15 protein-coding genes and 2 pseudogenes are annotated in these 21,502 nt (G+C 70.0%); 10 read left to right on the top strand and 7 right to left on the bottom strand.

What is annotated here, in order from left to right; all coding sequences use genetic code 11:
• Positions 1-751 precede the first annotated feature (751 nt).
• Positions 752-3,262, top strand: coding sequence for a Helicase associated domain protein (locus tag ACIRGB_RS09240; protein WP_403860663.1), 2,511 nt, complete (start codon positions 752-754; stop codon positions 3,260-3,262).
• 50 nt (positions 3,263-3,312) lie between these two features.
• Here ACIRGB_RS09240 and ACIRGB_RS09245 read toward each other — a convergent pair whose 3' ends face one another.
• The gene (locus ACIRGB_RS09245; protein WP_403860667.1) at positions 3,313-3,894 is read right to left on the bottom strand and encodes a hypothetical protein; all 582 of its coding nucleotides are present in this window, start codon (positions 3,892-3,894) and stop codon (positions 3,313-3,315) included.
• 884 nt (positions 3,895-4,778) lie between these two features.
• On the opposite strand from ACIRGB_RS09245, the gene tpg reads away from it, so the two are divergent.
• Positions 4,779-5,336: a telomere-protecting terminal protein Tpg gene (gene tpg, locus ACIRGB_RS09250; protein WP_403860670.1), complete on the top strand. Its 558-nt coding sequence runs from the start codon at positions 4,779-4,781 to the stop codon at positions 5,334-5,336.
• Between the two features lie 32 nt (positions 5,337-5,368).
• Here tpg and ACIRGB_RS09255 read toward each other — a convergent pair whose 3' ends face one another.
• From ACIRGB_RS09255 to ACIRGB_RS09270, 4 genes and pseudogenes are all read right to left on the bottom strand, one after another.
• Positions 5,369-6,502 carry a hypothetical protein gene (locus ACIRGB_RS09255; RefSeq protein ID WP_403860673.1) on the bottom strand — a complete coding sequence of 378 codons (1,134 nt, stop codon included), beginning with the start codon at positions 6,500-6,502 and terminating at the stop codon, positions 5,369-5,371.
• Positions 6,495-7,238, bottom strand: a complete 744-nt coding sequence (locus tag ACIRGB_RS09260; protein ID WP_403860676.1) for an AAA family ATPase — start codon at positions 7,236-7,238, stop codon at positions 6,495-6,497. The genes ACIRGB_RS09255 and ACIRGB_RS09260 overlap by 8 nt, the downstream gene beginning before the upstream one ends.
• An 85-nt stretch (positions 7,239-7,323) precedes the next feature.
• Positions 7,324-8,830: pseudogene (locus ACIRGB_RS09265) on the bottom strand (Mu transposase C-terminal domain-containing protein); the annotation flags it as partial.
• A gap of 163 nt (positions 8,831-8,993) precedes the next feature.
• The gene (locus ACIRGB_RS09270; RefSeq protein WP_403860679.1) at positions 8,994-10,214 is read right to left on the bottom strand and encodes an AAA family ATPase; all 1,221 of its coding nucleotides are present in this window, start codon (positions 10,212-10,214) and stop codon (positions 8,994-8,996) included.
• Between the two features lie 295 nt (positions 10,215-10,509).
• Between ACIRGB_RS09270 and ACIRGB_RS09275 the strand changes: the two are divergent.
• From ACIRGB_RS09275 to ACIRGB_RS09295, 5 genes and pseudogenes are all read left to right on the top strand, one after another.
• A pseudogene (locus ACIRGB_RS09275) lies at positions 10,510-11,706 on the top strand (helicase associated domain-containing protein); the annotation flags it as partial.
• A gap of 188 nt (positions 11,707-11,894) precedes the next feature.
• Entirely contained in the window at positions 11,895-12,110 is a 216-nt protein-coding gene (locus ACIRGB_RS09280; RefSeq protein ID WP_403860682.1) for a KTSC domain-containing protein, read from the top strand.
• Between the two features lie 202 nt (positions 12,111-12,312).
• Positions 12,313-14,190, top strand: a complete 1,878-nt coding sequence (locus ACIRGB_RS09285) for an ATP-dependent nuclease (RefSeq protein WP_403860685.1) — start codon at positions 12,313-12,315, stop codon at positions 14,188-14,190.
• A gap of 699 nt (positions 14,191-14,889) precedes the next feature.
• Positions 14,890-15,525 carry a hypothetical protein gene (locus tag ACIRGB_RS09290; RefSeq protein WP_403860688.1) on the top strand — a complete coding sequence of 212 codons (636 nt, stop codon included), beginning with the start codon at positions 14,890-14,892 and terminating at the stop codon, positions 15,523-15,525.
• A gap of 414 nt (positions 15,526-15,939) precedes the next feature.
• Complete coding sequence (locus ACIRGB_RS09295; RefSeq protein ID WP_403860691.1) at positions 15,940-16,161, top strand: hypothetical protein; 222 nt, start codon at positions 15,940-15,942, stop codon at positions 16,159-16,161.
• Here the strand turns inward: ACIRGB_RS09295 and ACIRGB_RS09300 are convergent.
• Positions 16,158-17,312 (bottom strand): caspase domain-containing protein, encoded by a 1,155-nt coding sequence (locus ACIRGB_RS09300; RefSeq protein ID WP_403860694.1) that lies wholly within the window; start codon positions 17,310-17,312, stop codon positions 16,158-16,160. The genes ACIRGB_RS09295 and ACIRGB_RS09300 overlap by 4 nt on opposite strands.
• Positions 17,309-17,668 carry a hypothetical protein gene (locus tag ACIRGB_RS09305; protein WP_403860698.1) on the bottom strand — a complete coding sequence of 120 codons (360 nt, stop codon included), beginning with the start codon at positions 17,666-17,668 and terminating at the stop codon, positions 17,309-17,311. Before ACIRGB_RS09305 ends, ACIRGB_RS09300 begins: the two co-directional genes overlap by 4 nt.
• A 939-nt stretch (positions 17,669-18,607) precedes the next feature.
• Here ACIRGB_RS09305 and ACIRGB_RS09310 point away from each other — a divergent pair.
• The 3 genes from ACIRGB_RS09310 (at position 18,608) to ACIRGB_RS09320 (ending at position 21,501) form a co-directional block, all read left to right on the top strand.
• Positions 18,608-18,883 carry a hypothetical protein gene (locus ACIRGB_RS09310; protein ID WP_403860701.1) on the top strand — a complete coding sequence of 92 codons (276 nt, stop codon included), beginning with the start codon at positions 18,608-18,610 and terminating at the stop codon, positions 18,881-18,883.
• Between the two features lie 9 nt (positions 18,884-18,892).
• Positions 18,893-19,858, top strand: coding sequence for a helix-turn-helix domain-containing protein (locus ACIRGB_RS09315; RefSeq protein WP_403860704.1), 966 nt, complete (start codon positions 18,893-18,895; stop codon positions 19,856-19,858).
• Between the two features lie 680 nt (positions 19,859-20,538).
• Positions 20,539-21,501 carry a DNA-binding protein gene (locus ACIRGB_RS09320; protein ID WP_403860706.1) on the top strand — a complete coding sequence of 321 codons (963 nt, stop codon included), beginning with the start codon at positions 20,539-20,541 and terminating at the stop codon, positions 21,499-21,501.
• Position 21,502: the final 1 nt, after the last annotated feature.

A 21,502-nucleotide genomic window follows, 5' to 3' on the forward strand; every position in this document is an offset into this window, starting at 1 on the left:
CCCGCGGAGCGGGTCCCATCGCGCTGCGCGCGATGCAAGCGAACCCCATTGCTGCGCAATGGGGTTGCGGACCCGCTCCGCGTGTCCGAACTCCAGCGCTGCGCGCTGGAGTTGAAACCTGATCAACGCTCACGCTCCGCGTGAGCGGATGCGGCTCGCTCCGCTCACCGCCAGGCGGCACGCGCTGCGCGCGCCCCGCCAAGGGAAGGGCCCCCGGCCCGCGTTGCGGGCCGGGGGCGGCCTTCGGCCGGCCCGGTGGCCTCCGCTGCGCTCCAGCCACCCACCACCCCACCGCCTGACCCCACGTCACCCGCCATACGGCAGGGCGCGCCACGCTCCGCGCGGCCCACCCACGGGCCTACGGCCCGAGCAGCAGCAAGAAGAGGGAGGGATGACGGGCCGTCGGGAGAGTGACAGGCCGAACCAGGGCGGCCATGGGCGGGGTGACCCAGCGTCAAGCCGCTTTCGGGAGTGCCCATAAGGCAACAGTGACAGAATTCGGCCACGTTCGAGGCATTTTCAGAGGTGTAGGTGCTTCAATTTGAAGTACGGGATAGACTCTGGACTCAGATAGCAGCACCTCTGAGGGAGCAGGGCCGGTTTTCGATCACGCTCCCCCACTACTGGTCTGAGGCTGTGACCGGGTTCCGGTGAGGTTCACCGTAGCCGATCGCACGCCCTCTACGCGCAGGTTTCCCGTTTCCTGCCGCGTGAAGCCACAGACGCGGCACGCAGGATAAGGCAGATCGGAATGGCAGTGAAGGAACTCCGCCCCCATCAGCGAGAAGCCGTGGACGCGGTGCTGCGTGCCCTCGAATTGCCTGCAAGATCCACTGTGCCCCCGAGGGGGCTCCGGACTCAGGTGATCATGGCGACCGGGTCGGGCAAGAGCCTCGTGGCCACCCGGAGTGCTGAGGAGCTCCGTGCGGGCCGTGTGCTGGTGCTCGTCCCCTCGTTGGACCTGCTCGCGCAGACCGAGGCCGCGTGGCGCGAGGGAGACCGTACGGGTCCGATGATCGGGGTGTCGTCCCTGCGGGGCGAGGAGGTGTCCTTCCCCAACACCACGGACGTGGAGGAGCTGGTCAACTGGGTGCGGCCCTTCGACAAGGTCACGGTGTTCGCCACGTACGCCTCACTCGGGCTGGGCACGCTGGAGCGCGCGCACACCGCCGGCCTTCCGGGCTGGGACCTGATCGTGGTCGACGAGGCGCACCGGACGTCGGGTCGGCTGGGCAAGCCGTGGGCGGTCGTTCATGACAACACCCGCATCCCCGCCCTGCGCCGCCTTTACATGACCGCGACGCCCCGCCTGTGGCAGCTGGACGAGGATGCCGAGGGTGCGCCGGGCGAGTTGGTGGCGAGCATGGAAGACGACCCGGACGGTCCCTTCGGTAGCAGGGCGTACACGCTGACGCTCTCGGAGGCGATCGACCGGGGGATCTGTGCCCCCTATCAGGTGGTGTGCGTGGACATCACCGACACGCAGCTCCAGGCCGCGCAGCTTCTGGGCGCTGAGGGCCGTTCGGACGAGGTCCGCGGGGCCCGGCTGGCCGCGCTCCAGACGGCGCTGCTCAAGGCGTCGTCGGAGGAGAACTTCCGGCGCACGCTCGTCTTCCACCACCAGGTCCGCGAGACCGAGGCGTTCGCGGCTGGCCTCCCGCACGTCGCCGCGCGGCTGCACGCATCCGGCCCCGAGCTGTATCCAATGACGATCTGGGCGGACTGGCTGTGCGGCGACCACAAGCCGGGCCACCGGCGGCGGGTCCTCGGGGAGTTCGCGGCCGGGATCGCCACGGACGGCACGGTCGTGGCGAAGGGCTTCCTGGGCTCGGTGAAGGTCCTCGGGGAGGGCGTCGACACCAAGAACTGCGACTCCGTCTACTGGGCCGACGTGCGCGGCTCCATGCCCGACCTCGTCCAGGCCGTCGGCCGCGCGCTGCGGATGCAGCCCGGCGAGGGAAAAATGGCCTCCCTCGTGGTCCCGGTCCTGCTCGGGCCCGGTGAGACGGCGGACAACATGCTCACGAGCCGGGCGTTCGGCGGGCTGGCCAAGCTCCTGGAGGCGCTCAGGGCGCACGACGCGCGGGTGGTGGAGCAGCTCGCCGAGCAGCAGGCGCAGAGCCGTGTCAGGGGCGTTCAGAGCCGCAGTGGGGGCCAGGAGAGCCGGGGCGAGGGGAACGGGTCCGGCGGCCCGTCGGCGCCCGCCCGGCAGCTGCTGAAGTTCTCCACGCCGCGCGATCCGGCGCAGCTGGCGGCGTTCATCAACCTGAGGGTCATCAACCCGGAGCACGAACACTGGCGGCGCGGCATCGAGGCGGCCGTCATCTACACCCGCGAGCACGGCGACCTGAAGGTGCCGTTCACGTTCCGGGTGCCCGGCCGCGACAACCAGGAGGCCGAAGCCGAGAGATGGCCGGCCGCGCTCGCCGATTTCCCGCTGGGGCAGTGGATTGCCGACGCCAGGCGCTTCTACGCCCGCGGCGACATGGACGGGGACCGCGTCGAGCAACTGGAGAAGCTCGGCATGATCTGGAGCCACTTCGACGTCGCCTGGGAGGAAGGTCTCGCAGCGGCGCGCGGGTGGGCGGCCGAGGCGGGCCACCTCCTGGCCCCGCTGGACGCCACCTACCAGGGCTACCGGGTGGGCATCTGGCTGAAGAACGCGCGGGCCGCCGCCCGCAAGGCGCAGGAGATCGAGCAGCGGCGTGCCGAGGGCCTGCCGGTCGAGTCGGCGGCCGGAGCGCTGTCGGACGAGCGGCGCGAACACCTGGAGGACATCGACCCGTCGTGGTGCCCGAGCTGGCCGGTGGAGTGGCAGCGGGCATTCCACCTCACCCGCATGCACCTGGAGGCCGGCGGCGAACTGCCGACCGAGCCCGGCACCGTCGTGCACCAGGGCGAAGACCTTGCACGGTGGGTGCGCTCGGTCCGGCTGGGCTGGGACAACCTCACAGGCGTGCAGCAGTGGATGTGTGAGCAGGTCCTTGGGATCGAGCCCGCGGGCGAGGACGAGAAACCCAAACCCCGCACCAGCCAGGCACAGAAATGGGCGATACACCTCGCCGCCGCCCGACAATTCTACGAACGCGAAGGACACCTCCGCGTGCCGCGCAAACACATCGAACGGATCGTCGTCGGCGAGGACCAGGAAGAGCGGGAGCTCCGACTCGGGGCGTGGGTCGGGAACCAGCGCAGCCGAGCCGCGACGCTGACACCGGAGCGGGTGGAACAGCTGTCCAAGATCGGCATGCGATGGGCGTAGCCGCAGCGGTCCTGGTCATATGGGTGTCGGGCAGACCGGGGCGTCCGTGCTCAGAAGGGAGGTTCGTCGCTGTACGCCTGCTGACTGCTGATCTTCTTCTGTGGCGCTCCGGTGGCCCAAGGATCATCCTGCGGCGGTTGCTGCTGGGATGCGCCCCACCCCCCTGAGGGCGCGTTGCTTCCCCAGCCACCCGCCGGGGTGCGCGGCGGTGAGGCCTCCGGAACCGGCGCTAGCTGAGGGGGACCGTCATCCGCCTCAATGCCGTCAACAGCGTCGTTCCACAGATCGCGGATGTACTCGCGAAGGGTGCGGGTGTCGTTCTCCTCGTCGTAGTCAGAGGAGTCAGGGAATCTCCTCCACGTCGGGTCGTGGTCTGCCATCTGGCAGAGAACCTCATGCACCACTTTCACCTTGGGCCATGTGCTGGTGGTCTCGCCTTTGAGGAGCCTGCGGACCGTTTCACGGCTCACAGTTACGCGGGCGGGTTGAGGCACACGAGAGGCGGCTGCCGCGATGCTGGCCGGTGAGGGGCGCCCTGCTGCGCGGAAGTAGGTGAACAGCTCGCTCACAAAGATCCTCTTAGGCCCGCGCGGGAGCTCGTCCTCGCTCGGCATTCGCAGAATCTGAGGCATGCCTAACTCCCGCTCGCTACAGCCCACTTGGACCTACACAGCCTAGCTTGGACCAGGCATGACGCCCATCAAAAGCAAGAACGGACCACCATCGACCAGTAGGACCCCGTCAAAGCCTCAGGAAGACACACTTCTGCGTGGTTTGCCTTGTGAAAGCACAAAGGAACTTCTTTGAGCAAAGCACTGTTTTCGCTGGTCAGAGCGCTATTCGGGGTGCTTTCGTTGGTGTCATCCGCCCCACGGGACGCAGTGATGTCTCAACAGGCGGACAACGGCAGTGCCGTCACCGGAAACGGCGACGGCCCCCTGGTGGGCAGGGAGCCGTCTGCAGAAGACCGAGCATCCCCGATGAAGGAGAAGCACAAGTCCATGACCGAGACTACGGGTCCGACCTCAGCACCGAAACCCCCCAGTACGTCCCGATGGGTGGCACGCGCACGAAGGATTCGCGACGAGGCCGGCCTCTATCTGCTCCGCGGCGCAGCGACTGCCGCCGGAGGCGCCCTCGTGGCGTACGGAGGCGTCTGGCTCCACTCACGCTGACGCCAATCCAGACCAACACCGGTCTGGGAATGATTGCGACCTCGTTCGGCGGGCCTTGCATCCGCTCCATCTGGAGCAGCAGGGCCGGACAGGACGATCTCGCTCGCCCTGGGGCTCGGTACCAGAAGGACAGCGAAGGACAGCGCTGGGATGCCGGTGGCGTCTGTCGTGACCCGCTCCTTCGGCTTATCGCTGATGCTCACCCGGGGGCTCGTAGCCTGCGTCAGCCAGCGCTGTCTGGAGTTTGCAGAAACTGGCCGGCAGGGGCAGACGACGTGGGAGAACTGACGCGAGGGACTGCAGGTGTCGGCCCTGCCGGCTGGCCGCTTCGAGAGGCGGGCATGGGACAGATAGAGCAGGGTTTGGAGCGCGCGTTGCGCACCCGGCCCGTTCCATCAAGCACCGGGGCCCGCCTGCGTTTTCTGCTGGCAGCGCATCGGGGTTCCACCCGGCAGGTGGCCGCCGTGCTGGGGGTCTCGCAGCGCACCGTGCAGCGGTGGGTGACGGAGAAGCCAGGAGCTCGTCGTCCTCCGGGGCCGACGCAGGTTCGGGCGATCGAGGAAGCGGTCCTGGCTCGGTGGCAGCCCCGGGTACGGGCCCGTCGGCGTGCGCGGGCTGAGACGGAGGGGTTCGTCTTCCATACCAGGGCGCGGTTCGGGTTTGCTGCTGCGGCAGGTTCCTCGGACGATCCGCGGGTGTGGTGGATCACCCAGGATCTGCCGGGAGAGGTGGCTCGGGAGTTGTTCGCCGCTCGGGATGCCGGCGCGGGCGAGCAGCAGCAGACGGTGATCCTCGCCCGCGCGCTCGGGCACGCCTACTTCCGTGACGGGGGCCGCCGGGCCCACGGTCTGCACATCGCTTTCAGCGACGTCGAGTTCGCCGACTTCTCGATCGGCTGAGCCTGGCCCGTCGCGTCACCAGGTCAGGGTGTTCAGCGTCGTGAGGGCCTGACGCGACTGGTCGGCACCGCTTCGTACTGCTCGGCTTCCTGCCGCTCGCGCCAGTCCCACTCCACACGGCCAACCGGGCCTTTGCGGCGGGCCGCGGGCGGCTGGGGCGGGCGCAGCTTGGCCGTCTCCGCCGCGCGCAGCAGGGGCGTACGGTCGCCTGGTGCTGCGAGCAGTTCCTGGTCCTCGCCGGAGACGAGCCGGGTGAAGCAGACGGCGGCCCGCAGGAAGACGCTGGCCCAGGGTGGTACGGGGTGGGTGGCGCAGCCGTCGGTGTAGCGGGCGCGGTCGTGGAGGGCGAGCGTGGCCGCGGCGGTGTCGTAGTCGCGGGGGCGTGCGGTGGCGAGTTGCTGGAGGGAGGCGCCGGTGAAGAGCGCGGCGGCGATGGCCGCGGCCAGGCGCGGATGTGCGGTCGCCGCGTGGAGGCGGTGGGCGATTCGCTGGGCGGTGGGCGCGGTGAGAGGTACGGGCGGTGGGCGGTGCCGCCAGGCGATCGGCGGTGGCGTGCATGGGTCGGTGCAGGGGCGGGGGCTGTCGTAGGAGATGAGGCGTTCCAGTGCGGGCAGGGTGAGCCACGAACCGGTCGGCCTGGCGGGCTCGTCTGCGAGTGGGTGTTCGGTGACTGGTGTGCCGTAGTAGTGGCGGCGGGCTGCGTCGAGGTCGGTGGTGAGGGAGTAGTCGGCCGTCTGCAGGGCCTGGTGCAGGGCGGCGGGAAGGTGGGGGCGGTGGCAGACCAGGGTCAGGTGGATCCCGGTGAGGGCACGCAGCTCCAGGAGGCGCATTGTGCGGCGGGTGGTGAGGCGGTGGGCGCGCAGGACGGTCAGCCGGGTGATGGGCAGGGCGGTCATCCAGGCTGTGGCGGCTTCCCAGGCGGGCTGACGCCCGGCGGGGAAGCGCCCGGTGAGCAGGGGCGGTTTGCCCAGGGCGGCGAGAAGGTCGTGGGCGAGGCCGGTCTCGCTGGTGGTGCCCGGGCCGGGGTGCAGAGTGATCCGGCCGGACGGCAGGTGGTGGGCGGCCAGGGCGGTGTGGGTGTGGATGACGTCGTCATGGCGGTCGATGACCACGGCGACGGACGGCGGCCGCGCGGCGGGAGGCGTGGCGGTGTGGTGGTCAGCCAAGGCGGCTGAAGGCCCAGCGCAGCAGTTCCTGGTCCACGCGGGGACGGCCGGTGCGTGCCAGGGCGGTGCGGGTGTGCGCGGTCAGCTGGGCCCAGGCGCGGAAGTTGCCGTGTGCGGCGTGGCTGTCGGCGAAAGTGATGTCCTCGGGGTCGGCGTCGGCCCAGAGCGGGTGGAACAGCGGGATGACGTCGAGGACCTCGCTGGGGGTGAGGCGGGTGAAGTGCTGCCAGATGAAGATCCGGGAGGACAGCATCGGTTCGCGGCGCAGCACGGTGTGACAGCCCTCACCGCCGACGAAGATGACCGCGAGCTGGGTGGAAGGCTCGTCCCACAGGTAGCGGAAGTACTCGAACGCTTCCCCGTTGAGCCACTGGGCCTCGTCCACCAGGAAGGTGCGAGGGCGTTCAGCCAGAGCGGTCTTCAGCAGACGGTCGAACTCGCTGGGGTGGCGCGGCGGCTCGCCGGCCAGGTCGAGCGCGGTGAACAGCTCGTAGCGCACCGCTCGGGCGGTGGGCCGGGCCCGGAAGGTGACCTTGCGGACGTCCTCGCCGGGTTCGAGTTCACGCAAGCAGGTGTTGACGGCCAGCGTCTTGCCGAAGCCGGCGCCGCCGTGGATACACATCATCGCGCGGGCAGCGACCGTATCGCCGATGTTCTCCCGCGCGGTGAGCAGGGCGCGGGTGGTGACCACGGAGGCGTCGGGCAGGTCGACGTACTGGTAGGTGGCCGCGGTCACGAGGCGTCTCCGTCTTCAGTGGTCTGAGCGGTCGATCCGGGTACAGGCCCGGGGGCAGGTTCGGATGGGACGGGAGCAGGCCGGCCGGGCGCGGTCCGGGTGACGAGGGATGGCGGGGTGCGCCAGTCGGCTGGGGGCGCGGCGGGTGGGATGAGGTCCGGCATCGCCAGATCGGACAGGTCGGTGCCAGCGGCCTGGGCGAGCTCGGTCTCGGCCTGCGCGGTGGTCAGGGTGCCGAGCCGCTGGGGGGCCTCGGGCTGGTTCACGGCTGCGTAGCGCTCGCGCTGTGAACCCTCCAGGTCCTTCTTCAGGCGGCGGGCGCGGGCGGCCCGTGCCCGCCGCACGGCGCTGACCTGTTCCTCGGTGGCCTGGTCGGCCAAGTCCGCGGGACCGAGGTAGCGGCCGGTGGCCGCGTGGTAGACCTCGACGCGGTGGTCGTGGTGGGGCATGAAGCGGACCCGGACCTGGATTCCGGCCTGCCCGGTCATCCACGGCCCCACATAGTCACGTTTCCTGAAACGGATACCGCGAGTCGTCAGCGTGCGGGTGCCTGCATCCTCCAGGGTGAACGTCCACAGATCCGCCGCGGCCACGTCCCGTAGCGGGGTGGGATCGCCCTGCCACGCCTCAAGCGGGGTCCTGCCTCGCAACGGCGCGGGCTGGTGTTCGGTGTTCCACCACAGCGTCCAGGCCAATAGCCGGGCGGTGAAGTCCTCGAAACTGAGCAGTACCTCGTCCTTCGGGCGGGAAGGGCGTTTGCCGGGGTGCGGCTGACGGGCATAGCCGGGCAGCGCGGCCAGGAACATGCCCTCCACCGCCCGATTCAGGCCCTCCACAGTGCCCTTGAGGTGAGGGGTGTAGGCGGGCAGATCCTCCACCGTCACGTCCAGGAGATCGAACGCGGCAGTCACCGTCCTCGACAGGAAATCCCTACCGCGATCCACCCGCACCTTCTCGGGCACGCCGCCGAACGGGCCGTAGGGATCCTCGCGCAGGACAGCGGAGCGCAGCGCGGCCAGCACCGACTCCCGCGACGGATGCACCGGCGTGACCGCGACGCCGGTGATCGCGTTGGTCGCGCAGTCGGTGAACCAGGTGATCCACGGCCTGCGGGCCCTGCCCTCGACATCGACCAGCACCGGAACCTGCACGTGGTCGGTCTCCCACACCTGGTTCCGCCAGCCGCGTGGCCGGGCCAGAAACACATCGTGTTTCCGTGCGGCCCGCTCACCACCCGCGAGCCCGGCCCGCTCCCCCGGCAACAGATCACGACGGATCGCCCGGTGAAGCGTTGTCAGCGAGGGTGGGTCTGCAGGCGGGGACTGCCGAGCGGCACGCAGGACCAGCTCGCGATGAACTGCCCGCACGTTCCCTTTCCACAGTGCGAGCAGGCCGCGGACTTCGGGCGTGATCGTGAACCTGGCGTCGGCTCGGGATCGGGCACCGGGGTAGGCGGCCGCGGTCTGATCGCTCTGAGCGGCAGCCAGCCAGCGCCACACCGTGCGCTCCGACACCCCCAGCGCATCCGCGGCCACCCGCACGTGCCCTGCTGTCAGCTTCTTCCCTGCCCGCAGTATGAGCAGCCGCCGCACGGCCGGACCGCGCAGCGCCGTCCTCGACGCAGCAGGCAGTCCGCCGCCTGCGCGGACCGCGTCACCGTCCTCCATGCCAGCTCCCCTCACCCAGGCGGGACATTGTGTGCTTGCCGGTGGCCGGGAGCAGGCAATCGCCCTCCCCCCTGCATGAGCGCTCCCGTCACAGCGGCGGCGCGACCCTCTGGACCAGCCGCCTCAGCAAGGCCCGGTCGATGGCTGCGTCAGCGGTGGTGAGCAGCGCGTTCTGCAGGTGCGCGGTCAAAGCGGCCCACGTGCGGAATGTGCCGTGGGCGCACGACTGGTCGATCCACCTCAGGTCCGGGGCCGGTACGGTGCGCCACAGTGGATGGAAGCCGGTCATCACGGCCTCTGCTTCCGCTCCGGCCAGGCGTGGAACCTCCTGCCACGCACCGATGCGCGAAGCCAGCTGCGGCAGCCTGGCCAACGACCGCTCGCTGCCCGCTCCGCACAGCACCAGCGTGATCCGCGTATCGGGGTGGTCCCACAGGCTCTGCAGGTACTCCAGGCACGGCACGGGCAGGCGCTGCGCCTCATCGACCACCAGCACCCGCGCCTCGCCCAGAGCCCCCGCCACCGCGGCATCGGCGAGCGCAGAGGTGTGCGGGAAGCGGCCGGGCAGCGCCAGAGCGTCGAACACTGCCCGCCTCATGCCGACCACCGACGGGCGCACCGGCACCGGCACCCACGTCGCCTTCCAGCCCGGAGGCACTTCGTGGAGCGCCATCCGCACGGCGACGGTCTTGCCCCGGCCCGGGTCACCGAACACACACACCGCACCCTGAACCGCCATCGCCTGCCCGACCGCCTCGGCCACCGCCCGCACCGACGACGTCCGCACCAGCCGCGCTCCCGCCGGCAACGCCACACCCACCAGCACGCCGCTCTCCCCCACCGGCAAGCCGCTGGTCGCCTCTGGCCCGAGACGCGGTGGCGCAGACGTCTTCACCGCGCCGCCCCCCTGCGGCCCGGCCAGGGCGAGGTCAGCCAGAGCCTGCCGCGTTTGCTGCTCATCCCGCTCCCGCCGCACCACCGCGCGGTCCGGCAGGACCCTGCCGGCCTGAAGGTCCCGGCGCACCACCCGGTGCAACGACGCCAGCGAGGGCACCTCGCCCCCGGCCTCCTTCATATGCCGGTACAGCGCCGCCACATTCCCGCCCGCCTGCGCCAGCACCTCCCACGCCTGGTCAGACAACTCCAGCCGGGCCCGCGGCCTGCGCTCCATGCGGCCCTCCGCCCGCGCAGCCTCCAACCAGCGCCACACCGTGCGCGCATTCACCCCGCTGACCTGGGCGCCCGCACGCACATGCGCCGTCGTCAACGCCCCGGCCGCATCGAGCTCCAGCAGCCGCGCAACCAGCACCGGCCTGGACACCCTCAGCCCCGCCGTGACCTCACCCCACACGCCCGGTTCCCCCACCGAAGACCCTCCGCCGCGGACACCAACGCCCACCACGGTGCAGCGGCGCAGCCCTCGGAGAGATCAGAAGTACCGTTCTCGAGACAGCAACACGGAGCGGGGTGTACCGCCCCATGACAGCCATGCCCGCCGCAGATACCGCCCCACGACAGTGACCCCACCCGTCCTCAACACCCCACCAGCGAAAACACCCAGCCCTGACGTGCCGTCACTGACATCACCCCACTGACACCACCCCGGCACATCGCAGCATGATGAACGACTCGTGGAACAGCTCGCCTCTCGCGCGCTCACCAGCGGCAAGCGCAAGACACACGTCCAACGCGACACCGAGGGCCGGATCGTCACGGCCGACGGCGAGGGGGCCGAGGAGCAGGACGGCGGCGACGGTGCGGTCGAGTCGTCTCTGCTGCACTTCTCCAGCCCCAGGGACGCGGCCACCATCGCCGCGTTCCTACGCACCCGCGTCTACCGGCCGGAGTCGTTGGTCTGGCTGGAGGGCTACCAAGCCCTGCTGCGGTGGCGTGTCGAGAACGAGATCACCGGTCTCTACGCCATCCCTTACGACGTAGAGACCGAGGTGGGGACGACGAAGTCGTTTCCGCTGGGGCGGTGGGTCCATCAACAGCGGAAGGCGCTGCGGGCCGGGGAGCTGGAGGAGCGGCGCAAGCAGCTCCTCGACGCCCCGGAAGCCGGCATGGTCTGGGAGCCCGGCCAAGAAGCCTGGGAGACGAAGCTGGCGGCGCTGCGCTCCTACCGGCGCGCCACGGGGCACCTGGCCCCGAGGCAGGACGCAGTGTGGGACGACCCCGCCGACGGCGGGCCTGTCCCCATCGGTCAGCTACTGGCGAATCTCAGGCGCAAGGGCGGCCTCGGCAAGAACCCCGAACGAGCCGCCCTTCGGGCGCAGCAACTTGCCGCGATCGACCCCGACTGGAACTGCCCCTGGCCCCTGCACTGGCAACGCCACTACCGCCACCTCACCCACCTCGCCGAGGACGAACCAGGCGGAGTCCTGCCCGACATCGCACCCGGCGTCCTCATGGACGGCGACGACATCGGACGATGGCTCCAACGACAACGCCGCGACTGGAGACTGCTGACCACCGAACAGCAAGACCGGCTGTCGAAGCTGGGCGTACAGCCCGCCCAGACGCCACCTCCCGCCCCGACGACCAAGGGCGCGGAGAAGAGGCCGAGCAAGGCGTCGCAGGCCTTCCAGCGCGGGCTGGCAGCCCTGACGCAGTGGGTCGAACGAGAAGGCCAGCGGCCAGTCCCGCGCGGCGCGATCGTGGAGCTCGTGATCGACAGCGAAGCCGAGCCGGTACCGGTACGCCTTGGCGTATGGGTCTCCAACACCCGCGCCAGACGCGACAAGCTTACCGGCGAGCAACTCGACGCCCTCGCCGAACTCGGCGTCGACTGGGCACGATGATCAACGAGGAAGCGTGTCGGTCCCGTGTCTGGCGATGCACCGAGGCGGAATCACGGTGGCGGAGGTGGGGTGGTGAGATACCGCGCCGGGAGCGCGTTCGAGGGCGGGCGTTTTCTGCCAACTCCGCTCGGGCGGCGCTATTATCGGTCGATCACGCAACATCTGGCACGTTGGCCCTAGGAGGCGTCTTGTTGCACGAGCAGGTTCGCTCCTCGAATGTCCGGTCGGTGGGCTACAGCCAGCAGGATCGTGTGCTTGAGGTCGCCTTTCATAGCGGAGGCGTGTACCGCTACGACGGCGTGCCTGCGGACGTGCACACGGCCTTGATGGCGGCTCCTAGCAAGGGCGGCTTTCTGGCCCGCTTCATCAAGGGCCGCTACGTGCACCGCCGCGTCTTGGGCTGACGCACCCGTCGTTCCGTCTAGGTTCCTTCCAACGCTGTCGAGTTGAGGCAAGCGGGTAGGCGGGGTTGGGTGAGACTGAGGGTGAGGCTGTGCCGGACGCTCTAGGATGGGCCAACTGGGGTTGGGATAGAAGCGCCAGGCCTCTTCGGAGCAGGTGGTCTCGCAAAGGGGCATTGGCGCGGAAGGTTGGAGCGGTCGCGCAGTGCACCTGAACAGCTTTAGCGTGAATGGTTTCCGCTCGTTGACCGAGGTCGCAGACATCCCCGTCAGGAAGCCAACAATCCTCGCCGGGCACAACGATGGAGGCAAAAGCGCCCTGCTGGACGCACTTGCGTTCCTGCTCGGCAAGCACGCGCTGGCGGAGGACGACCGCACCTACCTGATCACCGACGGAGACGACGAGTCGGCCCCGCTGCGATGTGAGGAGAGCAGCGTCGAGGGGGCGTTCACTCTGGACGCCTGGGAGCAGGAGCAGTTCGCTCTCCCTGAACAGGTTCGGCTACGTCGCTGTTCTGGGGAGGACCTGGTTTCTCGTCTAGACGTCTGGCAGCCCATTCCGGCCGATGAGCGGCTGCGTGACCTGTCTCAGCACCTCGTACCGGCCTTGAAGGACCTGGTGAAGGAGTTCGAACTCTCGCCCAGTTCCATGCGCAGGTCGGATCTGGAACAGGCGCTGTGTGTCTACGGGCGGGAACACGCCGACTCAGAGGGCTGGGTGTCTGCGCCGTCTGGTCTCGACAAACGCATGCCGCGGTACCTTCCGTTCGACGGCAAGGTGGCCAAGCCAGACGATGCCGTCAAGATCACACTGGTCGATCGCTTCCAGAGCCACATGGCCGACCCGGTGCTCAAGGGCCGGCTCAGCGCAATCGAGGATGAGGTCCAGGATCGGTTGCGCATCGACGCAAAGTCCCTGTGTGACCACATCCAGACACGTTGTCCCGATTTGAAGACAGTCTCCGTCGAGCCGGACGTCTCCTTCCAGCAAGGGTTCAAGGCTGCGCCACTTCGTATTGCCCGCCGTGCTGGTGAAGCGGTAGGGCTGGGCCGTACTGGCCTGGGCAGCAACCGCCGTATCTCGCTAGCCGTCTGGGAATGGAACAGCGAGCTGCTGGCCGAGGAAGAAGACACTGCTCCCGCCGTCGGCGCGACCGAGGATGAGGCGCCCGAGCCGCCACCGGTGCAGACGATCGTGGTGTACGACGAGCCGGACACTCACCTCGACTACACCCACCAGCGCAAGATCATGCAGCTGATCCGGACGCAGAGCGCAATCCGCAACGTCAGCGTGCTGGTGGCGACCCACTCGATGAACCTCATCGACGGCGTCGACATCTCCGACGTGGTGCATCTGAAGCTGGAGAACCACCGCACCGTGGTAGAGCGGCTCGGTGCAGGGCTTCTCGGCGATGCGATCGATGAGCACCTGGGGAAGATCGCGGCTGCGGTCGGGCTGCGGAACTCGGTGCTGCTGCACGAGCGCTGTTTCCTGGCGGTGGAAGGCGAAACTGAGCAGCGCGCCTTCCCGCTGCTGTTCCGGCTGTGCGAGGGGCTGTCACTGCAGGCGGCCGGCATTGCTCTGTGGGCGTGCTTCAACAACGAAGGTGCCCTGCACCTGGCCCGGTACCTCGCCAAGCAGGGACGCACGATCATGCTGGTGGTCGACGCCGACAGCCGCAACGTGCGCAAGGGGATCTTCAAGGCCCCCAAGCTCACCGAGTTCTTCGGCCCCGATGCCAGCCGCTACGTGAAGTTCCTCGGTGAACCGGGGGATGGCGCCGTGCAGCAGGAGAGGTACAACGAGCTCGAAGAGCTCTTCCGTGACGACGTATGGGCTCGTGTCGCCAATAAGGTCTGGGCCAAGACTGACAGGGCCTGGCAACCTGCCGACTTCGCTGCGCTGCGAGGTCAGGGGAAGTTCAGCGGAGCAGTCCAGGAAATGCTCCAAGCGGACAGCGAGAGCGGTCCCGGCGGCAAGCCCGAGATGATGTATGAGTTGGCCATGGCGTTGGACAACCCAGACGATGTGCCGGAGCAGCTGCGAGACGTCTTCGAACAGCTCAGAAAGCTAGCGTCCTAAGGTATCCCCGCACGGGCTGGCCGCCGCCGGATCCGGAAGGGCGTTGGCGGCGACGCGCCCGCATGCGCTCCTTGCGTTGCTCGAGTGTCGGTGCAACCCACTCATGCCACCCCACTGGCGGCTTCCATCGCTGCATGTGCTCACGTTCATCGATCCCACACCAACGGCAACCGCTGGGCGCAGGTATCCGCAGGTCAGACCCCTCAGTGGACATTGCCACTCCTTCCCCTGACCACATTCTGCCCGCCACCACTGACATCACCCCGCGGTCTACCGTGCTGCTGAAGCGAGCGTCCACGACGGACGCGCAGACGCCACTGGCCCAACAGCCGCTCCTCAGGAACCGTCTCACTGGGCTTCTGCCTGTGCATCCCCAGCAGCAACTCCTCACCACTGTCGGCATCTACCCCGATGGAACCGATAACATCGCCACCGTCATACTTATATTCGATTACTGTGATGTTCTGGACGGGCAACATCAGAATCGGGAGACTGTGGGCATGGCGTCCTCCACGCATGGGGCATCTGCTTCAGCCCTGGGCTATACCTTCCAGGCGCAGCTCGCCCTCCTGGAGCTGCTGCGGGGACAAGAGGATCGCCCGGACGGGGGCGATCAGCCTGGAGCTCCACGACGACGTTGCGTGGGAAGAAGACGGTCGGCCCGTTGAGCTCCTGCAGGTCAAGCACCACCTCCGCAGCGTGCGCTCGCTCGGCGACAAGGACGACGACGTGTGGCGAACTATCCAGTCCTGGATGGATACCCACGCCCCTGGCGACGAGTACGGCCCCATGCTGACCCTGATCACGACACAGGAAACCCGGCCCGGTACGGCTATGGCCGCGCTCAAGGCGCCCAATCCAGCACCCGCACAAGCCCTCGACCTCCTCATCGCCGCCGCGCAGGAGTCGGAAGCCAGGGCAACGAAGGACGCACGGGCAGCTTTCCTGGCACTTCAGCCGGCGCAGCGTGCCGTCTTCGTACAGAGGATGAGGGTCATCGACGGTTCGCCGTCCATTGACGACCTCGACACTCAGGTACGGGTGAAGCTCAGGGCCGCGCGCCCCGACGGGCACGCCGACTCCTTCATGCGGCAGCTGTGGGCGTGGTGGTATGAGCAGACGGTGGACATGCTGCAGAAGCGGCACACCAGCGTCTCCGTGACCCGGCTGATGCAGCGCATCAGCCGCATCCGCGACGACTACACCTCCGACAGACTGCCCACACTGGTGGACCGTGAGGACTTCCCGCAGGAGGCCGAGACCGAGCTGGCCGATGCCTGCTTCGTCCGTCGCGCAGCGGGGCGGTGTCGGCGGGCACGGGGACGTCGCGGTTGAACCGTCCGACGCGCAGGCGAACGGCCGGGTTGCGGGGAGCGAGCCGGTGGGCGTGGAGGAACCCGAAGACGGCGCGCAGCGCGGAGGCGGTGTTGGCGAGGGCGTTGCCCTTCAGGCGGCAGGCGTCGAGGTGCTCGCGGTCGAAAACCGCCGCGCCCGGCCTTTCGTTCCGAGCCGGCGTGACCGTTGCCTGCCTGTTCCCGCCCGGCAGGCTGCCCCGTCCCTCCCTCGTTCCGCCCGGGTGGCTGCGTTCGCGCTTGCGTGAGGCGGGGGCGACAGCGCGGGGCGGAGGGTGCACTGCTGGGTCGACCGTGCAGAATCAGCCGTGCTCAGCTGTTCGGAGACCGGTGCGGTCCCATCGCTGGGAGACTTCGCCCGGCAGGCAGTCGCACGGAGCCGGAGGGGCGGGTAGCTGTGGCGCAGAACCGTAAGGGGTACTACCGGGCGGGGCACTATGTGAAACCGTCGTCGGCTTCCGGCAAGTGGAAGAAGCCGTCCACGGGGGTGATCGTGGTGGCGGTGCTGGTGGCCGTTGCTGGATGGAACACGCTGTTCGCCGACGAGTCCGACGACTCGGGGAAGACGCCCGCGCCCCAGCCGTCGAGCTCCTCGGCCTCTGCCGTATCGGGTCGTTAGCCCCGCTTTCGGCGGAAGACCGGCAGGGACCGCGGCCACACCCGTGCCCTGCCGCTTCCCGCCTGCGCTGGGGGTGTGGGGCGTGCCTCGTCCGCTTCCGCCGTCGCGGGCTGCGCGCGCAGGTGCTCCCAGAGGGCTTGCCACTGGGTGATCTGGGCGTCGGGGACACCGCAGGCAGCGAGGTAGGCGGCGGTGGTGCCCCAGGTCGTCGGGAGCGTGGTGCGGTTGAGCAGGCGGCTGACGGTGCCGGCCGAGATGCGTCCGGCGGAACGCTCGCCGACCGCCTGGTGGGTCAGGCCGCTGATCACCCGGACGTCTGCGAGAGCCGTGAAGAAGCCCGTGACGGTGCGGACGGACCGCGGATCCGGCCAGGGCCGCTCACCGCTCACGGTGCCGGGCGAAAGGATGGCCGGCGGGGTGGGGAGGGATGCGTGGTTGCGTCCAAGTGCCACCTTGGAGCCGCTGTTGCGGTCCCTGGCCTGCGGGACGGGATGTCCCCTCGCTTCCAGAGTGCGGCGCAGGTGCTGGTAGAGGGCCGCGAGATCGAGCAGGGCCGGACCGCCCGGGATGCCGTGGTGCAGGGTGTCGAGCAGTGCGCCGGTGAAGGCGGTGTAGGTGTCCCCGACCGGCGCCAGGGCGGTCCGGGTCTCTGCGGCGGCCGCCAGGAGGAAGCTGCCCTCCACCGCGGCCTGGTCGGCAAGCCCGGGTGAGGCGCTCATCCTCCCGAGAGCCAGGCCGCTGTAGCAGCAGTCCAGAATCACGACGTGCCGCTCGGCACGGGAGTCAAGAAGGAGAACCTGGCGCAGCCAGTCGTAGGGCAGGCTGGTCTCGATCCGCCCATACTCGGTGTCCGGCAAGGCCAGGCTGAGCGCGTCCGCGTCGACCGAGCCGTGCCCGGCAAAGTAGACGATCAGCGTGTCGGTGGCTTCGGCAGCCGCCTGCCTCACTGCCCCCACCACGCTCTGTCCGGCGGCCGGGTTCTCGACGACGCTCACATGCTGGGCGGGCAGTTGCAGGGACACCGGGCCGGTCAGGAGGCCGGCGAGGGCCCGCAGATTGTTCGAGACGGCCGGCAGCTGCTCGAGGTGCCGGTAGCGGCTCGTGCCGATCAGCACCGCGCGCGACGCCCCCGGGTCGGGCAGCACGCTCACCGGCCTGCCTCCCCCTCGCCGTCGAGGCGGTCAAGCGCCCGTGTCGCCTGCTGGATCTCCTGATCGGAGCAGTCAGTGAGGACAATGACCGTGTCCCCGCGGCGGATCTCCACCCGCGGCCGCTGCGGACGTGTCTGCCGCCACGCCGCCACCGCCAGCACGAACGACGCCGCACTCCACCCGTTGCCCGTCACCAGCTGCAGGACATCGAGCGCCGTGCCCATCTCCCCCGGCCCGGGCACACCGCCCCGCACCTGTGCCGTCACCGACCGGCGCGTCTCAGGATCCGCACGCAACCAGCCCTGCAGCGAACGCAGCTCCCCCGCAGACGAATCGACCCGCACCTCGAACAGCATTGCGCCCACCCCGGCTCCCGCACCGATTCCAACGACGATGCAGACCTATCCCCTGCGAGGGCCGGAGAATCTAGGACGCTTGCGTGGGTTGTATCCGTTCCGGCCACGCGGCCCTGGCCTCGTGCACGGCGTGGCCAGGAAGACCGCGCTCCGGCCAGAGATGCCTTCCACCCGGCGGGCTGTCCGAAGGCCAGGGGATGACGGCCGTGTTGCGGCGGGGCGCGGTGCGGCCGCGGACCCGGGCTCCCGGGCGGGCGCTGTTGCGGATTCACCACGCGGCCCGGGCAGACCCCGGCGGGCTGCGCGTACGGGTGGGGCGAGGGGCGCCTGTGTCCCGCGCCGCGGGGCACAGGCGGCCGGCCGAGAGTCCTGCCCGCCGTATAGGCCCGGCCGCAGGGGCGTGCGGCGGCCACACGCAAAAGCCGGCGCCCGTGCAACGGGTGCCGGCTCGGTGCGGGCAGGCCACGCGCCAACGTGGCTTGTGCCGGGAGTCCCTGTCAGCATCGGTTGCAGCCAGTAGCAGTTGAGGGACGTTCGCGGGCCGGCAGGACCGGCCTCGTGGTGTTGTGCGGCCCACCATCACTCATAGACAGGGACTGCGGCAAGCCGAGCGTGGACGCTGATGAACCATCCCGGCGGCCGGGCCCGTCCTGCGGCGCCGTCGTACGACACCGGTGCTGGTCAGAGCCGGACGCAGGGGCAAGGGGTGAGAACCGCTCTCTTGGACACCAGCGAACCAAAAAATTCTCATACCCTACATATAGGTCTTTACGGTCGGCGATCGGTCTGCGGGAAGCGGCCCCGTCCTGGAATGATGAAGATCTCCCCCGGCACAGCAGGCGACGCCAATCGCCGCTGTGCACACGGGGTTTGCAGCCAGTAGCAGTTTCGCGCCCGGCCCGCCGTCTTCTGGCGGCCGGCATGCCGAGAGGACGTCGTATGCCCACCGAGACCACCCTCGCAGTGCCCGTCCCCGCCGAGCCCGTGCGGGCGGAGCCTGCGTCCCGGTTCGGCGCGCCGCAGGCCTTCACCGCCGTCTCCTTCCCCGTCCTGGGCGGTGCCCTGCACGTGGCCGGGGTGCCGCTGCAGGACATCTTCGTCCTGCTGGGCGGCTGCGGCGCCCTGGGCGCGGCGGCGGTCGTGATCGTGAGCGGGGGACGCCGCCGTGCGGCGTCGCTGGCCGGTGCGGTGCTGCGCGCCGCCGCCGGAAAGTAGGAGGCCGCGATGGGACGCCGGGAGAATCCCGTCGACCACAGCCGGCCCGCCCGGGGCCGGCTGGCCGAATATCTGCGTCTGCGGCGGCAGTCGGCCGCCATGACCTACCGGGAACTGGCCCGTGCGACGGGACTGTCGCCGGCCACGCTCAAGCGGGCGGCCTCGGGCACCGTGGTGCCCCGGCACACGACGGTCGAGGCCTACGTGGAGGGCTGCGGCGGCGGGCCGGCACAGGCGCAGTACGCCGGTGAGCTGTGGCGGCACGCGCGCATCGAGGAACGCGGCCGGCTGTCCGGGCTGCACGCCCCGCGGCCCGAACTCATCAGCGACGCCGCTGACCTGAGCCGGGCTCTGGAAGTGGTGTGGGAGCAGGCAGGGGCGCCGAGTCTGCGGGACATCCGGGACTGTTCGGGCAACCCGCTCGCCCTGCCCGTCAGCAGCGCCGCCCGCATCGTCAACCGTGACGCCGTCCCCGCGGACGAGCAACAGCTGCGGGCGTTCCTTGCCGGCTGCGGCGTCCCGCCCGACCAGCACGCCGCCTGGACAGCCGCCTTCGCCAAGGCCATGGCCGGGCCCGGGCACGCGCAGGAATGGACGGTGCCTTACCTCGACAGCGAGCGGCGCGTGCTGGGGACGGCATCCCTCCGTACCCGCAGCCAGTGGAGGCGCTTCACCGAACTGCTCTCGCCCGACGCGTCCGAGGGGGCCGTCGCGAGCCGCCTGCATAGCTACCTGGTGTCGGAAGCAGCCCTCAACGGCAAGAGCCTGCGCGGCCCGGCGTCCTGGCAACCGGACCTGTTCACGGCGCACGACGGCAGGCACGTGGTGGTCGAGGTGAAGACCCTCTCCAGCCGGGGCCGCGGCGGCCCTGCGGCCGGCGGGAGCGTGGGAAGGCCCCAGAATCCGGCCGGAGGGGGCTCCCCTCCCGCCGCCCAGGTGCGGGCGGAGGAATCCCCGCCACGCGTGCCCGCGTAGACGGCCGCGCACTGACAGCCCCTGCGTTCCCGCGAGCGCACGGCCCCCGCGACGGAACCGCATGGACAGCAGCAAGGCGCACCGGTCCGGGGACGTCCCGGATCCGGAAAACTGTGACTGAGCACTTCAGACGGCGAGTTGTGCATCTCGGCCCGTGGCGCGCGTGCGAGGGATCCGGCCTGCATGGACTCCGCTGCGCAGTCGTGGCGAAAGCGCCCGCCGGGACGACGGACACGAGACCGTGGTGGAGTGACCCACCACCCCGGCCTGTTGCGGACCGCTCCCCTGCAGGGGGAGACCACCTCGTCGCTGATCTGCCGCATCGCAGGCCGCTACGGGGTGGAAGCGAAGGTGCTTCGGGCCTGCTGGAAGTGGCGCAACTACCCGCCTGGGTACGAGGGCGGGGGGATGCGGGCCGACGCCGAGGTGCTGCTGAACATGGCCGGGCGCCGGCTCCTGGCAGAGATGTGCGGTGTCGAGGAAGACGTGTTGGCACGGGCGTTGCCGTCCTGGGGAGAAGAAGACGCCAAGCTGCGTGCTGAGGCTGGTGATCCGGTGGGGCTGTGGCGTACCGGTGGCGCGGTGGCCGGTCCCGTGGCGTTCGGCTGCCGGCTGTGCACGGCCCGGCGCGCAGGGGCGGCCGTGCGGGCGGTGCGGTACGCGCCGCGGTGGGAGCGGGTGTGCGCGCGGCATGGGCGTGGCTGCTGGACGCGGACGCGAACCAGCAGCTGGAGCACCTCGATCTGCGGGGCCTGCCGGAGGTGGTTGCGGCGCAGCGGCAGTGGGTCTGGGTGGTGCGGCGGGCGGTGCGGGCCGGTGCGGAGCCGGAGCGGGTGTTCGCGCTGGCGCGGGCGGTGGTGGCCCGGTGGTGGGAGCAGGCTTACGGCTGGGAGCGGGAGAGGATCTGGCCGCGTCGCCTGCATCAGGTCGCGGGCGGGGATGCGGGTAGTGATCTGGAGCGGTGGCGGATCGTGGGGCGGGACGCGGTCGTCTTCCCCGAGGTGGTGGCGGTGGCCGACGCGCTGCTGGATCCGGCCATGGCCGAGCTGGTGTGGGCCGACAGCGGTGCCGGGCGGCCGCGGGCGCTTCCCGCCGACGGGGCGTTCTGCCGCAGGCTCGGTGAGCGGCTGGGGCGGGGATGGCTGGGGCCGCTGGCCGCGACGGACCACGGCGGGCCGCTCATCGCGTGGATGGGCAGCGTCATCCGTCTTCGCCGCGGTGCCAGCGGGCCGCCCGGGTACGACAACGATCCGTGGTGGCTGCGGCAGGAGCACCAGGCCGCGACCATGGCCGGGCAGCTGCGGGTGCTGGGCAAGGAGAAGAAGGCGCCCGGTTCGGGAACGATGTGGCGGGCTGCGGTACCCGCAGAGCAGCGCAGGCTGATCACCAGCACGATCGACAGCGCCGAGGAGCAACTGCTGCAGCTGCGCGGGGTGCAGACCGGCCCGACCGCCGACGTCGCCCAGCGGCTACTGCGCGGGCTCGGGCACAGTGCCGGCCTGATCGAGAACGCCTGGAAACGGACCGCGGTGGCGGCGGTGAACGGCGGTGTGCCGCTTGAGGAGGTGGCCCGGTGGGTCGACCTGCCCGTCGAAGTGCTCCGAAGAATGCTGACCGCGGACAGGCAGGAAGACGACCCCTGAG

This window comes from Streptomyces sp. NPDC102490 (genome assembly GCF_044765285.1).
Taxonomy (GTDB): Bacteria; Actinomycetota; Actinomycetes; order Streptomycetales; family Streptomycetaceae; genus Streptomyces.

Coding starts and splice junctions, on each gene's coding strand:
- ACIRGB_RS09240 (WP_403860663.1), top strand. CDS start 752: ATGGCAGTGAAGGAACTCCGCCCCCATCAGCGAGAAGCCGTGGACGCG.
- ACIRGB_RS09245 (WP_403860667.1), bottom strand. CDS start 3,894: ATGCCTCAGATTCTGCGAATGCCGAGCGAGGACGAGCTCCCGCGCGGG.
- tpg (WP_403860670.1), top strand. CDS start 4,779: ATGGGACAGATAGAGCAGGGTTTGGAGCGCGCGTTGCGCACCCGGCCC.
- ACIRGB_RS09305 (WP_403860698.1), bottom strand. CDS start 17,668: ATGCTGTTCGAGGTGCGGGTCGATTCGTCTGCGGGGGAGCTGCGTTCG.
- ACIRGB_RS09310 (WP_403860701.1), top strand. CDS start 18,608: ATGCCCACCGAGACCACCCTCGCAGTGCCCGTCCCCGCCGAGCCCGTG.
- ACIRGB_RS09315 (WP_403860704.1), top strand. CDS start 18,893: ATGGGACGCCGGGAGAATCCCGTCGACCACAGCCGGCCCGCCCGGGGC.